This is a genomic window from Marinobacter sp. CP1, from assembly GCF_001266795.1.
GTDB classification, from domain to species: domain Bacteria; phylum Pseudomonadota; class Gammaproteobacteria; order Pseudomonadales; family Oleiphilaceae; genus Marinobacter; species Marinobacter flavimaris.
The window spans coordinates 1326887-1341919 of the sequence record NZ_CP011929.1; the positions used below are offsets into that span (position 1 = coordinate 1326887).

General features: G+C 59.7%; 13 protein-coding genes and 1 riboswitch. Of the genes, 6 read left to right on the top strand and 7 right to left on the bottom strand.

Features of this window, described 5'->3' with window-relative positions; translation table 11 throughout:
• Positions 1–39 precede the first annotated feature (39 nt).
• The 6 genes from ACP86_RS06310 to pqqA are packed head-to-tail and all read right to left on the bottom strand — an operon-like array spanning position 40 to position 5169.
• Entirely contained in the window at positions 40–1962 is a 1923-nt protein-coding gene (locus tag ACP86_RS06310) for a prolyl oligopeptidase family serine peptidase (RefSeq protein ID WP_008171043.1), read from the bottom strand.
• Complete coding sequence (gene pqqE, locus ACP86_RS06315) at positions 1928–3091, bottom strand: pyrroloquinoline quinone biosynthesis protein PqqE (RefSeq protein ID WP_053113096.1); 1164 nt, start codon at positions 3089–3091, stop codon at positions 1928–1930. Before pqqE ends, ACP86_RS06310 begins: the two co-directional genes overlap by 35 nt.
• Complete coding sequence (pqqD, locus tag ACP86_RS06320; protein WP_053113097.1) at positions 3088–3363, bottom strand: pyrroloquinoline quinone biosynthesis peptide chaperone PqqD; 276 nt, start codon at positions 3361–3363, stop codon at positions 3088–3090. The genes pqqE and pqqD overlap by 4 nt, the downstream gene beginning before the upstream one ends.
• Positions 3363–4118, bottom strand: a complete 756-nt coding sequence (gene pqqC, locus ACP86_RS06325; RefSeq protein WP_053113098.1) for a pyrroloquinoline-quinone synthase PqqC — start codon at positions 4116–4118, stop codon at positions 3363–3365. Before pqqC ends, pqqD begins: the two co-directional genes overlap by 1 nt.
• Positions 4115–5044 carry a pyrroloquinoline quinone biosynthesis protein PqqB gene (gene pqqB, locus ACP86_RS06330; protein ID WP_053113099.1) on the bottom strand — a complete coding sequence of 310 codons (930 nt, stop codon included), beginning with the start codon at positions 5042–5044 and terminating at the stop codon, positions 4115–4117. The genes pqqC and pqqB overlap by 4 nt, the downstream gene beginning before the upstream one ends.
• Positions 5045–5097: 53 nt before the next feature.
• Complete coding sequence (gene pqqA, locus ACP86_RS22050; protein WP_007153157.1) at positions 5098–5169, bottom strand: pyrroloquinoline quinone precursor peptide PqqA; 72 nt, start codon at positions 5167–5169, stop codon at positions 5098–5100.
• A 277-nt stretch (positions 5170–5446) separates the two neighbouring features.
• Between pqqA and ACP86_RS06335 the strand changes: the two genes are divergently transcribed.
• Genes ACP86_RS06335 through ACP86_RS06345 form a run of 3 tightly spaced genes read left to right on the top strand, consistent with a single transcriptional unit; the run spans position 5447 to position 7739 of the window.
• Positions 5447–6088: a TetR/AcrR family transcriptional regulator gene (locus tag ACP86_RS06335; RefSeq protein ID WP_014578351.1), complete on the top strand. Its 642-nt coding sequence runs from the start codon at positions 5447–5449 to the stop codon at positions 6086–6088.
• A 44-nt stretch (positions 6089–6132) separates the two neighbouring features.
• Entirely contained in the window at positions 6133–7116 is a 984-nt protein-coding gene (locus ACP86_RS06340) for an MDR family oxidoreductase (protein ID WP_053113100.1), read from the top strand.
• A 44-nt stretch (positions 7117–7160) separates the two neighbouring features.
• Positions 7161–7739, top strand: a complete 579-nt coding sequence (locus tag ACP86_RS06345; protein WP_053113101.1) for a peroxidase-related enzyme — start codon at positions 7161–7163, stop codon at positions 7737–7739.
• A 185-nt stretch (positions 7740–7924) separates the two neighbouring features.
• Here ACP86_RS06345 and ACP86_RS06350 read toward each other — a convergent pair whose 3' ends face one another.
• Complete coding sequence (locus ACP86_RS06350) at positions 7925–9445, bottom strand: aldehyde dehydrogenase family protein (protein ID WP_008171025.1); 1521 nt, start codon at positions 9443–9445, stop codon at positions 7925–7927.
• A 376-nt stretch (positions 9446–9821) separates the two neighbouring features.
• A riboswitch (guanidine-I (ykkC/yxkD leader) is annotated at positions 9822–9928 on the top strand.
• Between the two features lie 57 nt (positions 9929–9985).
• Between ACP86_RS06350 and ACP86_RS06355 the strand changes: the two genes are divergently transcribed.
• From ACP86_RS06355 to uca, 3 genes are read left to right on the top strand one after another with little or no spacing between them, the layout of a single operon-like run.
• Entirely contained in the window at positions 9986–10711 is a 726-nt protein-coding gene (locus ACP86_RS06355) for an urea amidolyase associated protein UAAP1 (RefSeq protein ID WP_008171023.1), read from the top strand.
• Between the two features lie 13 nt (positions 10712–10724).
• Positions 10725–11363, top strand: a complete 639-nt coding sequence (locus ACP86_RS06360) for an urea amidolyase associated protein UAAP2 (RefSeq protein WP_008171021.1) — start codon at positions 10725–10727, stop codon at positions 11361–11363.
• Positions 11354–14980, top strand: coding sequence for an urea carboxylase (gene uca, locus ACP86_RS06365; RefSeq protein ID WP_053113102.1), 3627 nt, complete (start codon positions 11354–11356; stop codon positions 14978–14980). The genes ACP86_RS06360 and uca overlap by 10 nt, the downstream gene beginning before the upstream one ends.
• The last annotated feature ends 53 nt before the right edge of the window (positions 14981–15033 follow it).

Here is a 15033-nt window from a genome sequence, read left to right on the forward strand (position 1 = left end):
TGCACTCGACCGTTTGTTGTTATAGGAATAGCCGAGAGTTTAACTCAAGTTCTCCGCCTGATCATTGGCCTTTTGGCTATGCTTTCGGTAGAAGCTGAACATCCATTCGAGCATACCTGCCTGGTTGGCCTGTCGCCGGAAACCATGCCCCTCGTCTTCAAACCAGTGCAGCTCCGGCGCCCTGCCCGCGGCTTTCATGGCCTCGGTCATTGCCCGGGTCTGCTCAGGCACCACAACCCGGTCCTGTCCGCCCTGGAAAAAGATCATGGGCGCGGTAATGCGTTCGGCGTGCAACAGGGGCGTTCTCTCCTGCCACCGCTCCGGGTATTTTTCTGGCGACCCCAGTAGCCAATCCAGATAACCGGATTCAAACCGATGGGTCATGGCCCGTAAACGCATGGGATCCGTTACGCCGAACATGCTCGCGCCAGCGGTGAAACGCCTGCTCCGGATCATCGCCATCAGGGCCGTGTAACCCCCGGAGCTGCGACCCTGGATAAACACCCGTCTCCCATCAGCCAGGCCGAAGGAGGCAAGGTGGTCTGCCGCCCGTTCCATATCCGCGACATCCACGTCACCCCACCGACCTTCCAGGGCCAGGCGGAACTCACGACCAAAGCCGGTGCTGCCTCGATAGTTGATTTCAGCGACGGCAAAGCCCCGCTGACACCAGTACTGAACCTGGGGATTGAACACCGGATAGGCCGCCGAAGTGGGTCCTCCGTGAGCAATCAGAATCAGTGGAGGGACATCTGGCGTGGCCAGCTTCGGAGTGTAGAAAAATCCGTGGATAGAAGCTTCACCCGGGTTCAGAGCCGGAATCTCGATATCCAGCGGCAGTGCCGCCCGCGGCTCTGGCATGGCCTCCTCGCCCCCGGCAATGGTGCGGGCCTGGCCGGTCTCGAGATCAATCTGGAGGACCGCGTCCAGGCGGGTGGCGGCTCGCCCGATGCAGTAAAGATGCTCGCCAGCCGACTGCAGACATCGGAAGTCGCCAAAGCCCCGGGCAACCCGGATTGCTTCACCCGTTTCGCCGGAGCTTAGCCAGAGCTCGCCGGTCCCATTGCAGTAACGAACCCGGGCCCAACTGCCACTGCCTGTCGGGCAGTGGTGGGATTCACCCAACTGCCAGGGCGCGTTGCCATGATCCCGGGCTGGCGATTCGGTGGCGTGCCAAGCGCCCTCGCCCGAAGTATCAATATGCCAGGGTTGCCACCAACCCCCGTGGTCTGACAAAACCCAGAGTTGGTTGCCATCGAACACCGGCTGCTGTACCGACGCCTCAGAAGGTGTGGGCCATTCCCGGCCTTGATCCAGCAATCCATCTTCAGAGCAATTTGCGGTCCACAGCCGTGAACGCAGCCAGGGCATATCCGGCAACTGCCAGCTGGTCCAGGCAACCTGACTGCCATCGGCCGAGACCGCCGGCGCGCTGTAAAAATCCAGGCCGGAATGAAGCACCGAACGCTCGCCCAGCATGGAGACGGCAACCAGCTGCTGCTTGCCCTCTGCTTCCCGTACCGCGAGCACCCGTCGACGGGACTGGTCAGCGACCAACCCACCATAGGCCGCTCCGGGGTCATCGGTCAGGTTGTGGCACTGGCCGTCGGGCAGACTGACAAACCGTATCTGTTGATCCTCGCCAACCACGAACACACCGCTGTCGGCAGCCGCCAGGGCGCCACCACCATAGCCATTTACCCGGCTGCGGATGCCAAGATCATCAGGTCCAAGGCGAACAGGCCCCTGATCGGAAAGGTGCCAGAGCGTATTGCAGCCGCGTGCCGGATCCGTCTCCAGCCAGAACACACCCGCCGGGGCCACCGCAAGTTCCCCACGCTGGACATGCGCCGAGCAGGCCTCGTAGGCACTCAGTACCGTTTTGTCGTGGTGATGGCCGACCAGTGCAGGCTTGATGGCGGAGTTGTTAACCCCGGAAGAAAAGCCGTGAATTATCCGCATTTCGATATACCAGTTCAGTCAGGCCGGCCGTGGCATGATCGGCAGCTTTCCTCGCTGCCAGTATTCGATCATGATACGACGATTTGCTGCATACTGGATCTGCGTTATCCGCTTTGCCCGTCAAAAGATAGGCCTGACAGCGACAGCCACCGAAGTCCTTCTCCTTCTCATCGCAGGAACGGCAAGGCTCGGGCATCCAGGTGTCGCCGCGGTAGTGGTTGAACCCCGGGCTGTCGTACCAGATGTTTTGCAGATCCATGTCTCGGACATTGGGAAAGTCGATGGGCAGCAAACGGGCGCTGTGGCACGGCAGTGCGGTGCCATCCGGGGCCACGGTCAGGAACAGATTACCCCAGCCGTTCATACAGGCTTTCGGGCGCTCTTCGTAATAGTCCGGTGTCACAAAGATCAGCTTCATGGCCGAACCGGATTGCTGCAGCCGTTCCCGGTACCGGTTCACTTCCTGCTCTGCCTTCACCAGCTGCGCTTTGGAAGGCATCAACCCTTCCCGGTTTTCGAAGGCCCAGCCGTAATACTGGCAGGTGGCCAGCTCGACGTAGTCCGCCCCCAGGCGCTCGCACAAATCCATGATGTCGTTCATCTGGTGGATGTTGTGGCGGTGGATCACGAAGTTGAGCACCATGGGATAGCCGGCTTCCTTCACCGCCCGGGCCATGGCCAGCTTCTGGTCAAAGGCCTTTCGGGAGCCGGCCACGGCGTTGTTCAGTTCCGGATCGGACGCCTGAAAGCTCACCTGGATATGATCCAGCCCCGCCTCGGCAAAGGCATCCACCTTGGCCTCCGTCAGGCCCAGCCCTGAAGTAATCAGGTTGGTGTAATACCCCAGGTGCCGCGCCTCGGCGATCAGCTCCGCGAGGTCCTGGCGGACCAGGGGCTCGCCGCCGGAAAAACCCAGTTGCGCCGCCCCCATCGTGCGGCCCTGTCGAAGCACACTCACCCACTCCTCGGTGGTCAGCTCCTGTTGGGTTTGCGCAAAGTCCAGCGGATTGGAGCAATAGGGGCACTGCAGCGGGCAGCGATAGGTCAGTTCTGCCAATAACCACAGGGGCGGCCCGGCGTTATGGGGGTTGGCCGGTTTGATCGGTTCGGCAGTCTCGGTACGGCTCATGACAGTTCAATCCAGTGTTGGTGCCGGGCGTCCTGCAAAAATTCGCTGACGTCCTTGCCAAGCGGGCCGGCGTCGGGGAACTGCTGCTCCAGACTGGCGACGATGTCGGCCACGGTACGCTGGCCGTCCACCTCGTTGAGAATGGCGCCGGCACTGCCATTGAGCTTCACCATACCTTCCGGATAAAGCAGCACATAACTTTCCTGGGCCGGCTCCCACTGGAACCGGAATCCTCGCCGAAAACGCGGTACTTCGTGCATACCCACCTCCATTACAGTCCCCGGTGCCAGACCTGTTCGTCGGTCACGGTGTGGTACGGCGGGGTGCGGTGGCTGTAGGCCATGGTCATGGCATCCAGCATGGTCCAGAGGATGTCCAGCTTGAACTGAAGAATCTCCAGGGCCCGGGCCTGCTGCGCCTCGGTGGTGAAATGGTCCAGGGTAATGATCAGGCCATGTTCCACGTCTCGTCGAGCTTCGGACAGACGCTTGCGGAAGTAGCTGTAGCCGCTCTCTTCAATCCACGGATAGTGGGCGGGCCAGCTGTCCAGTCGAGACTGGTGGATTTCCGGGGCAAACAGCTCGGTCAGTGACGAACAGGCCGCCTCCTGCCAGGTCGCCCGGCGGGCGAAGTTCAGGTAGGCGTCCACGGCAAAGCGGACACCCGGCAAAACGTGGCGCTGGTCAATCACCTCTTCCCGGCTAAGGCCCACCGCCTCGGCCAGGGACAACCAGGCTTCGATGCCGCCGACATCGCCGTCGTGGCCATCGTGATCCAGAATCCGCTGCAGCCAGAGCCGGCGCACACCAGCGTCCGGGCAGTTGGCCATGATGGCGGAGTCTTTCTGGGGAATCTTGATCTGGTAGTAGTACCGGTTGGCCACCCAGCCGCGGATCTGTTCGGGCGTGCACTGCCCGCCGTACATGGCTTTATGGTACGGGTGGTGGATGTGGTAGTACTGGCCCTTGGCGCGCAGGGCCTGCTCGAAATCCGTCCGATTCATGGCGGTGTTGGCTTTGGCGTTCATGGCTGCCCCGAAAGGTCGATGTGCATTCCATCCCAGGACACCTCGATGCCGTGGCGGGTCAGCTCCGCCCGCTCCGGGGAGTCCTCGTTCAGGATCGGGTTGGTGTTGTTGATGTGTATCAGGATCTTGCGCTGGGCCGGCATGGTGTCGAGCACCTCGATCATGCCACCCGGGCCGCTCTGGGCCAGATGACCCATGGCCTGGCCGGTCTTGGTGCCTACTTCCTGGCGGATCATCTCGTCGTCGTGCCAGACGGTCCCGTCCACCATCAGCACGTCGGCCTGGCGCATCCAGCCGAGAATACGGTCGTCCGGCTCGCCGAGGCCCGGGGCATAAAGGACTGTCTGACCGGTGCGGGTGTCTTTCAGGAACAGGCCAATGTTATCGCCCGGATGCGGGTTGTCCCGGCGCGGTGAATACGGGGGTGCGTTGCTCAGCAGCGGAATGGCGGTCAGCTCGATGGACGGTGCGCAGGGAATGGCAAAAGGCGTCTGCTCGGATGCCTCGATGCGCTGCCAGTTCAGGCCACCGTTCCAGTGCTTGAGCATGGTGAACAGCGGAAAACCACCGCTGAGGTCTTCATGCACCTGTTCGGTACACCAGACATCCATCGGAAGACCCTCGCGCAGGGACAGCAGGCCGGTGGTGTGGTCCACCTGGCTGTCCATCAGCACAATGGCATCAATGCCGGTATCCCTTAAAGCACGTGCCGGCTGCATCGCTTCGAAGGAAGCCAACTGGGCGCGAATGTCGGGGGACGCGTTAAACAGGATCCAGTGCTCGCCGTCTTCACTGATGGCAATGGAAGACTGGGTACGGGCCCGGGCGTTCAGGGTACCCTTCCGGAAGCCGTCGCAGTTGGCGCAGTTACAGTTCCACTGGGGAAAGCCACCGCCTGCAGCGGAGCCCAGAACGTGAATCAACATGGTGGGTCACTCCACAAGCAAAACGGCCAGCTCGAGGCTGGCCGCTTCAGCACTCAGCGATTGGCGAAGTACATGGTGACTTCGAAACCGATGCGGAGATCTTCGTAGGCTGGTTTGGTCCACATAATGCTCACCTCTATTGTCATGATTGTTAGCGCATTGAGGGTGAATCAACGACATTGCCGATAACCCAGTTCCCATCCTATCGGCCGGGGCAAGGGGCCAATATGGTACTTTGGAACTGTTTTTGGCCACCACAAAGTAGCATCGCTCCCACTTGGGAGAGCGAATCCCATTCCGCCCTGGCTGCACCCCATAGCAACTTCACTTGATTTTATTAGACGACCAGTCTAGTTTATTCTGATAATTAAATAGACGATCGGTCTAAATTGAGTCAAGACGATGAACCAGACAGCAGACATCAAGCGAAAACGGGGCCGCCCCCCGAAGACTGAAAATGCCGATTTCAGGGATACCCGGGAAACGCTCATCACCGTGGGCCTGTCAGTGCTGACGGAGAAGGGTTACTCCTCCACCGGCATCGACGAAATACTTCGCAAAGCCGGCGTACCGAAAGGCTCCTTCTACCACTACTTCGACAATAAAGAAGCCTTCGGCCGGATCCTGATCGAAGCCTACGGCCGCTATTTTGCGCGCAAACTTGATCGCTGGTTTGAAGATCGCGCCCTCACTCCCCTGCAGCGGCTCGAAGCGTTTGTTGAGGATGCCAAAACGGGCATGGCCAGGTTCGAGTATCGCCGCGGCTGCCTGATCGGCAATCTGGGACAGGAAATGACCGCCCTGCCCGAGGGTTTCCGTGTTCTGTTACAGGACGTTTTCACGGACTGGGAGTGCCGCACCGCTGGGGTATTGAGAGAGGCCCAGCAGGCCGGTGAGATTTCCAAGGATCTAAAGTGCGATCAGATGGCGCACTTCTTCTGGATTGGTTGGGAGGGCGCGGTGTTGCGCGCAAAGCTGGATCAATCCCCAGAACCACTGGATCGGTTCGCCCAGGGATTTTTGTCGCTACTTCGCGGCTCATGACCCGGGACGAAAAACCATCCTCATAACCCAAACACGGAGGCAACATGTTTAAAGGCATACTCATTGAAGGATCACGCGGCGACCAAAAAGTGTCACTGACATCCATACAAGAATCGGAACTGCCGGAAGGCGACGTTACCGTGGATGTAGCCTTCTCAACCTTGAACTACAAGGATGCTCTGGCCATCACCGGAAAGTCACCGATCGTGAAACAGTACCCGATGATTCCAGGCATCGACTTTGCCGGCACCGTATCAAGCTCCACGCATGCAGACTTCAAGGCAGGCGACCCGGTTGTCTTGAACGGGTGGGGCGTTGGCGAGAAACACTGGGGCGGCCTGGCCGAAAAAGCCCGTGTTTCCGGTGACTGGCTGATTCCTCTGCCCAAGGCGTTTTCTCCTCGACAGGCCATGGCCATCGGCACCGCCGGCTATACCGCCATGCTTTGTGTCATGGCACTGGAAAAGAATGGCGTAACACCTGATTCCGGCGACATCCTGGTGACCGGGGCAACCGGCGGCGTTGGAAGCATTGCGGTGGCGCTGTTGGCCAAGCGGGGTTATTCCGTGACCGCGGTGACCGGCCGATCCGAGGAAGCAGACTATCTGAAGTCGTTGGGGGCCGGAAACATCCTCGATCGCGCTGAGCTGAGTGAACCAGGCAAACCCCTGGTGCGCGAGACCTGGGCCGGCGCCATTGATGTGGCCGGTGGACAGGTGCTGGCCAATGTCTGTGCCGGCATGAAATACCGTGGCGTCGTCGCAGCCTGTGGTCTGGCGGCCGGCATGGACTTCCCGTCCACCGTTGCCCCGTTCATTCTTCGGGGTGTGACCTTGTGTGGCGTGGACAGCGTGATGGCGCCCAAAGCTGAGCGACTCGAAGCCTGGAAGCGCCTGTCGGAGGATCTCGACATCGATCTGCTCGAGCGCATGATCACGGAAATACCCTTTGAAGACGCCATCGAAGGTGCCAGCCAACTGCTGGAAGGCAAGGTTCGTGGACGTATCGTCGTACCGGTCGCAGGCTGAACCGAAACTTCTTGAACCATAAAACCGCCATTAAAGGAATTGTTATGAGCTCGTCCAACGAACAACCAATAAGCCGATTCCCGGTTCCGTCGCTTGAATCACTCCCGGCGGACATACGGGAGAAGATTCTTGCCGTTCAGGAAAAGTCGGGGTTTATCCCCAATGTCTTTCTGGTACTGGCACATCGCCCAGCCGAGTTTCGTGCCTTCTTTGATTACCACGATGCCCTGATGGAAAAAGACAGCAACCTCACCAAAGGCGAACGCGAGATGATCGTGGTCGCTACCAGCAACCTGAACCAGTGCCAGTACTGCGTGGTGGCCCATGGCGCTATTCTGCGCATCCGTGAAAAGAACCCGGAGATCGCAGATCAGGTCGCCGTGAACTACCGAAAGGCCGACATCACTGAACGCCAGAAAGCCATGCTTGATTTCGCCATAAAGGTTTCGCAACAAGCCCAAGAGGTGTGTGACGCGGACTTTGAGGAACTCAAACGCCATGGTTTCAACGACGAGGATATCTGGGACATCTCCGGCATCGCCGCGTTCTTCGGGCTTTCCAATCGGATGGCAAACGTGACAAACATGCGGCCTAACGCAGAGTTCTACTCACTGGGGCGATAAAGCGCTTTGACACCACAATCCGCCCCAATAAAAAAGGCCCTGGGAAGGGCCAAAAGAGAGTGACAGAAAAACCCGAACTCTCGTCAGAGAGCCGCCCCAGCCAGACGCCGGGGAATGAAGGTGCACATCCGCTGTGCTGACTCACAGGCGGGCCCGTGTGGGAGGCCCGCTTACCGCTCATTGATTCAGAAGAAACCCAGCGGGTTGGTGTCGTAGCTGGTCAGCATGCACTTGGTCTGCTGATAGTGCTCGAGCGCCATCTTGTGGGTTTCACGGCCAACGCCAGACTTCTTGTAACCACCGAAGGCTGCGTGAGCCGGGTAGGCGTGGTAACAGTTCATCCACACCCGACCGGCCTGGATGTTGCGGCCCATCCGGTAGGCGAGATTGGTGTCGCGGGTCCATACACCGGCACCCAGACCAAACTCGGTGTCGTTGGCGATGGCCAGGGCTTCTTCCTCGGTCTTGAAGGTGGTAACGCCCACGACCGGTCCGAAGATTTCTTCCTGGAACACGCGCATCTTGTTGTCACCCTTGAACAGGGTGGGCTGGATGTAGAAGCCGTTGTTGAACTCTTCATCCAGATGCTCGCGGTCGCCGCCAGTCAGCACCACAGCGCCCTCTTCCTTACCAATGGCGAGGTAAGACATGATCTTGTCGAACTGTTCTTTCGACGCCTGGGCACCTACCTGAACATCGGTGTCCAGCGGGTTGCCGCGCTTGATCGATTTGGTGCGCTGAACCACCTTCTGCATAAACTCTTCGAACATGTCTTCCTGAACCAGCGCCCGCGACGGACAGGTGCAGACTTCGCCCTGGTTGAAGAACGCCAGCACCAGACCTTCCACGCACTTGTCGATGAATTCCGGCTCGGCCTTCATCACGTCGGAGAAGTAGATGTTCGGGGATTTGCCACCCAGCTCCACTGTGGACGGGATGATGTTTTCAGCCGCGCACTTGAGGATGTGGGAGCCAACCGGGGTTGAGCCGGTGAAGGCAATCTTGGCAATACGCTTGCTGGTGGCCAGGGCCTGGCCGGCCTCGATGCCGTAGCCGTTAACAATGTTCAGCACGCCCGGCGGCAGCAGGTCACCAATGATTTCCATCAGTACCAGGATGCTGGCAGGCGTCTGCTCGGCAGGCTTCAGCACGGTGCAGTTACCCGCAGCCAGACAGGGGCCCAGTTTCCAGGCCGCCATCAGAATCGGGAAGTTCCATGGAATGATCTGGCCAACGACACCCAGCGGCTCATGGAAATGGTACGCCACGGTGTTGTGGTCGATCTCGCCCATATGGCCTTCCTGGGCACGCAGACAACCCGCAAAGTAGCGGAAGTGATCAGCCGCGAGAGGAATGTCGGCATTCAGGGTTTCGCGCACGGCCTTGCCGTTGTCCCAGGTTTCAGCGACTGCGAGCTTCTCGAGGTTGGCCTCGATGCGGTCCGCAATTTTCAGCAGGATGTTGGAACGCTCGGTGGGAGAGGTCCTGCCCCACGCAGGTGCCGCCTTGTGCGCTGCGTCCAGGGCCAGATCAATATCTTCGGCACTGGAGCGCGGAATTTCACAGATCACATTGCCAGTGACCGGTGTGATGTTCTCGAAATACTGGCCTTTTACCGGGGCAACCCACTCCCCACCGATGTAGTTCTCGTAACGGGATTTGAAAGAAACGACGGAGCCATCCTTTCCTGGTTGTGCGTAGATCATGATCTCGACCTCTTGTTGTGTTTGTCGCAGGGCAACGCGGCCTTTCGCGTTTACCCATTCAATGTAGACGCCAAACCCGGAAAGTTGAATGGTGCGATGGAGGCGAAAAACTCCTCCCTTGGTAGTAGATGGCTCGAAGGCCATGCCACCATTGGCGCGGCTCCGAAATCACTCTCCGAAAATAAATGCACAGGAAAGGCACTGCTCGATGCACAAAAACAGTGCGCTCGCCCAGGCAAGAAGCAGACCTGTCAGACACCTCAAATCCCACCACAATAAAAAACAGTAATTTAGCGATTGGCATGGACTCTGCAGAGTATCCATTACGCAGCGAGAAGTCGGTTACTGAAACCACAATCAACGCGCCACAATCTGACCAATGGTCAACTAGGGTTCCGGTCTGCCATCAATCCGTGCAGACGGCTGGTCCGAGAGTTGACGACCTTTTCCAAGGTTACACGGCGGGACAAAAGCCCGGGAGGATCGCTCAGTTACTGACGCCTCTCGCTTTTTAAATGCCCTAACCAGGAGGAAAAGGCCATGTTGCAAACCGCAACCCCCCTCTACGACGATCTGATTCCCGGCGGATCCCACTGGTCCTTTATCATGCGCCGCGGCCACGTGCTGCGCCTGATTGACGAAACCGGCGGTGCCAACGTCGGCATGTTGATGTACAACCCCGAGAACCCGCTCGAGCGGTACAACATGCCGGACACCCTGAAAAACCAGCACACCTTCCTGCTCACCAAGGGCCACGTGTTGCTCTCGGACATGGGCCGGGTATTTGCCTCCATCATCCGCGATGACCTGGGCTGGCACGACACCGTCGCCGGCACCTGCAATGCCGATCTGGTGGAAAAGCGCTGGGGCAAAAAGACCTATCAGGAAGCCCATAACCACTACCACCGAAACGGTTTCAACAGCTTTCTGAACGAACTGGCCAAGTACGGCCTTGGCAAGAAAGACCTGACCGCCAACCTGAACTGGTTCAGCAAAGTAAAAACAGATGACGACGGCAACATGGCCTTCTCCGAGGGCCACTCCCACGCCGGCGCCACAGTGGACCTTCGATTCGAGATGGACACCATCGTGGTGCTGCACACCTGCCCGCATCCGATGAATCCGGCCAGCGAATACCCCAGCCATCCGCTGCGGTACCAGTTGTTCAAGGCGGCCCCGGTGACCGATGCCGATCCGTGCAAAACCTCGTCGCCCGAGGCGACACGGGCATTTGCCAACACCGCTCTTTATCACCTGATGCAGTAATGGGAGGCCGGAGATGATCAAGCAAAGCACATTGAAGCCCGAAAATGCCGCCTTCCGTGAAACCGTACCGGCAGGCGAGTATTTCCTGAAAGTGGTGAACGCCGGCGAAACCATCCGGATTCTGGATCTGGAGGGCAACCAGGCCGCCGACACCCTGTTCTACAACGCCCATAATCCGACCGAACGCTACAGCGCCGTCGACACCATCCGCGAGCAGGGCAACGTCTACCTGACGGCTGGCTCGAAACTGATGTCTTCTGAAAACAACGTGATGCTGGAAATCACCGCCGACACCTGCGGCCGTCACGACACCCTGGGCGGTGCATGTGCGGCCGAGAGCAACACAACCCGTTATGCCCTTGAGAAAAAGTGCATGCACGCCTGCCGGGACAGCTGGCTGGTGGCCGTCACCGAACACGAAGAACTGGGCATGAGCAAACGGGACATCACCCACAACATCAACTTCTTCATGAATGTCCCGGTCACGGCCGACGGCGGACTCACCTTCGCCGACGGGATTTCCGATGCCGGCAAATACGTGGAGCTGGAAGCGAAGATGGATGTTCTGGTGATGATCTCCAACTGCCCGCAGCTCAACAATCCCTGCAACGGCTGGAACCCCACACCGATTGAGGTGCTGGTATGGAGCTGAGCGGCAGATTCTCAAAGGTCCTGATCGCCAACCGCGGCGCCATCGCCTGCCGGGTTATTCGCACGCTGCGTGACATGGGGCTGACCTCGGTTGCCGTCTACGCCGAAGCGGATTCCGATTCGCTTCACGTACGGCAGGCGGACGAGGCGTATTCCCTGGGAGACGGCCCGGCAGCGACCACTTACCTGGATCAGGACAAACTGTTCGAGGTAATCCGCGAGAGCGGTGCCGGCGCCATCCACCCCGGCTACGGCTTCCTGAGCGAAAACGCCGATTTTGCCCGACGCTGTGACGCCGAAGGCGTGGTCTTCCTGGGCCCGACACCCGAGCAGATGGAGCAATTCGGTCTCAAGCATACGGCACGGTCACTGGCTGAAAGCGCCGGCGTACCACTGCTACCAGGCACCGGCTTGCTGACCAATCTGGAGGAAGCGCTAAAAGCCGCCGACACCATCGGCTACCCGGTGATGCTGAAAAGCACCGCCGGCGGTGGCGGCATCGGCATGTCCCGCTGCTATGGCCCGGATGATCTCAGCAAAAGCTTCGAGTCGGTCCAGCGCCTGAGCCAGAACAACTTCAGCAACAGCGGCGTGTTCCTGGAAAAATTCGTGGAACACGCCCGCCATGTGGAAGTGCAGCTGTTTGGCAATGGCGGAGGGCAGGTGTTGGCCCTGGGCGAGCGTGACTGCTCGGCCCAGCGTCGCAACCAAAAAGTGATCGAGGAAGCTCCGGCGCCAGGGCTATCCGACGACGTCCGCTCCCGCATGCACGCGACAGCCCGTCAGCTGGGTGAAAGCATTGGCTACCGCAGCGCCGGCACCGTGGAGTTTATCTACGACCCGGACACCACCGAGTTCTACTTCCTGGAAGTGAATACCCGCTTACAGGTGGAGCACGGTGTGACCGAGCAGGTTTATGGCGTAGACCTGGTCCGATGGATGGTGGAACTGGGCGCAGGCACCCTGCCCGACCTGGCGAAACTGGGCAGCAAACTTGCGCCTTCTGGCCACGCCAGCCAGGCCCGGATCTATGCGGAAGACCCCAACAAGGATTTCCAGCCCGGCGCCGGTCTGCTCACCAACGTGGCCTGGCCCGACGAGGATGGCCTGCGAATCGACACCTGGATCCAACCGGGTACGGAGGTGTCGCCGCTCTATGATCCCATGCTCGCCAAGGTGATTGTGCATGAGGCCGATCGCGAATCGGCCCGCCAGCGGTTGATGCAGGCACTCGACGACAGCCAGCTCTATGGCATCGAGACCAACCTGAAATACGTGCGCCAGGTACTGGACGACCCGCGCTTTGCCGAGGGCAGACTGTTTACTCGAACCCTCAACGAATTCGATTACCAGCCGGCCACCGTGGATGTGCTCAGTGGCGGCACCCTGACCACCATCCAGGACTACCCCGGTCGCATCGGCTATTGGGAAATCGGCGTACCACCGTCGGGTCCTTTCGACAGTTATTCGTTCCGGCTTGGCAATCGACTGCTGGGCAATCCGGAAGGGGCTCCAGGTCTGGAAATCACCCTGAAGGGACCAGTGCTCACCTTCAACCGCGCCACCCAGATTGCGCTGACGGGCGCCCAGCTGGACGCCACGCTGGACGATAAGCCGGTCGCCTTCTGGCAGGTGATTGACGTGCCCGCTGGCGCTACCCTGAAGCTGGGTGCCACCACGGCGGACGGAGCACGGGCCTATGTTCTATTCAGCGGTGGGCTGGACTGCCCGGAATACCTGACCTCGTGCAGCACCTTTACCCTGGGCCAGTTCGGCGGCCATTGTGGTCGCGCCTTGCGGGCCGGCGATGTGCTGGCCCTGGCGGATTCGGAGCCAACCGGTCTGACAGCCCTTCCTGCCGAACTGAAACCGACCATCGGCAAAACCTGGAAACTGCACGTCACCTATGGCCCCCATGGCGCGCCGGACTACTTCACTGGAGAAGATATAGACACCTTCTTCGCCAGCGACTGGGAGATTCACTACAACTCGAGCCGCACCGGCGTTCGCCTGATTGGCCCGAAACCGGAATGGGCGCGCAGCGATGGCGGCGAGGCCGGTATGCATCCGTCCAATATCCACGACAACGCCTACGCAGTTGGCACCGTGGATTTCACGGGCGATATGCCGGTCATTCTCGGTCCCGATGGCCCCAGCCTGGGCGGCTTTGTCTGCCCGGTGACCGTCATCAGCGCTGACCTCTGGAAACTGGGCCAGCTGAAAGCCGGTGACAAGGTGAAGTTTGTACCGGTAAGCCAGGACCAGGCCGTGGCCCTCAGGGAAGCGCTGGACGAGTCCGTGGCAACACTGACCGCCGCTACGGCCCACATCAAACCCATCAAGCCGACCACCCCGATTCTGGACTCGCTGAGCGTCAACGAGCATGAAACCGGGGTGGTCTACCGGGCCGCCGGCGACAATTACGTGCTGGTGGAATACGGCCCGATGGAACTGGATATCCGTCTGCGCTTCCGCGCCCACGCGCTGATGCTGTGGCTGCGCGATCAGGATCACGATGCCATTCTGGAGCTGACCCCCGGCATCCGCTCCCTGCAGGTGCATTACGACAGCCAGAAACTGTGCCAACGCACGCTGCTGGATCTGCTGATCAGCGCTGAAAAGGAACTGGAAAAACAGCCCGAGTGGGATGTGCCCGCACGCATCGTGCAGCTGCCCCTGTCCTGGGATGACGAGGCCTGCCAGACCGCCATCGCCAAGTACATGCAGTCAGTGCGCAAGGACGCCCCCTGGTGCCCGAGCAACCTGGAATTCATCCGCCGTATTAACGGGCTGGACAGCATCGATGAGGTGAAGAAGACGCTTTTCGAGGCGAGCTATCTGGTCATGGGCCTGGGCGATGTCTATCTGGGCGCACCGGTGGCCACGCCGCTGGATCCCCGGCACCGGCTGGTGACTACCAAATACAACCCGGCACGAACCTGGACCGCGGAGAACTCCGTGGGCATCGGCGGCGCCTACCTGTGCATCTACGGCATGGAAGGGCCAGGCGGCTACCAGTTTGTCGGTCGTACCCTGCAGATGTGGAATCGCTACCGCACCACCGATTTCTTCGAGCCCGGCAAGCCCTGGCTGCTCCGGTTCTTTGACCAGGTGCGCTTCTACGAGGTCAGTGCCGAAGAACTGCAGCAAATCCGACGGGACTTTCCCAATGGCGACTACCCGATAAAGGTCGAGGAAACCCGCTTCAACCTGAAGGACTACGAGCAGTTTCTGGCGAACAACGACGACGAAATCCAGACCTTCACAGCCAAGCGCAAACAAGCCTTCGACGAGGAACTGCAGCGCTGGATCGAATCCGGCCAGATCAATTTCAGCTCCGAGGCGCCCATCGAGGACACCGGCGAGGACGATATCGCCAACCTGCCAGCCGGCCAACACGCCGTGGAAAGCCACGTGGCCGGCAACCTTTGGGAATGCCTGGTCCAGCCCGGCGACACCATCGAGGCCCAGCGACCGGTGGCCGTCATCGAATCCATGAAAATGGAAATTGAGCTACTGAGCCCGGTGAGCGGTCGCGTGGTAGACGTGCGCCGGGAAGCCGGCCAGGCGGTATCACCCGGAACGCCGGTGGTGATCGTGGAAGAGACAAACGAGTAATGCCAGCAACCAAAAAAACCTGAAAAAGACCAAACCTGCAAACACGGGCAAGG

What these genes read in the sequence shown, in the direction of transcription:
- ACP86_RS06310 (WP_008171043.1), bottom strand. Translation starts at nt 1,962, where the DNA reads ATGCGGATAATTCACGGCTTTTCTTCCGGGGTTAACAACTCCGCCATC.
- pqqE (WP_053113096.1), bottom strand. Translation starts at nt 3,091, where the DNA reads ATGAGCCGTACCGAGACTGCCGAACCGATCAAACCGGCCAACCCCCAT.
- pqqD (WP_053113097.1), bottom strand. Translation starts at nt 3,363, where the DNA reads ATGGAGGTGGGTATGCACGAAGTACCGCGTTTTCGGCGAGGATTCCGG.
- pqqC (WP_053113098.1), bottom strand. Translation starts at nt 4,118, where the DNA reads ATGAACGCCAAAGCCAACACCGCCATGAATCGGACGGATTTCGAGCAG.
- pqqB (WP_053113099.1), bottom strand. Translation starts at nt 5,044, where the DNA reads ATGTTGATTCACGTTCTGGGCTCCGCTGCAGGCGGTGGCTTTCCCCAG.
- ACP86_RS06335 (WP_014578351.1), top strand. Translation starts at nt 5,447, where the DNA reads ATGAACCAGACAGCAGACATCAAGCGAAAACGGGGCCGCCCCCCGAAG.
- ACP86_RS06340 (WP_053113100.1), top strand. Translation starts at nt 6,133, where the DNA reads ATGTTTAAAGGCATACTCATTGAAGGATCACGCGGCGACCAAAAAGTG.
- ACP86_RS06345 (WP_053113101.1), top strand. Translation starts at nt 7,161, where the DNA reads ATGAGCTCGTCCAACGAACAACCAATAAGCCGATTCCCGGTTCCGTCG.
- ACP86_RS06350 (WP_008171025.1), bottom strand. Translation starts at nt 9,445, where the DNA reads ATGATCTACGCACAACCAGGAAAGGATGGCTCCGTCGTTTCTTTCAAA.
- ACP86_RS06355 (WP_008171023.1), top strand. Translation starts at nt 9,986, where the DNA reads ATGTTGCAAACCGCAACCCCCCTCTACGACGATCTGATTCCCGGCGGA.
- ACP86_RS06360 (WP_008171021.1), top strand. Translation starts at nt 10,725, where the DNA reads ATGATCAAGCAAAGCACATTGAAGCCCGAAAATGCCGCCTTCCGTGAA.
- uca (WP_053113102.1), top strand. Translation starts at nt 11,354, where the DNA reads ATGGAGCTGAGCGGCAGATTCTCAAAGGTCCTGATCGCCAACCGCGGC.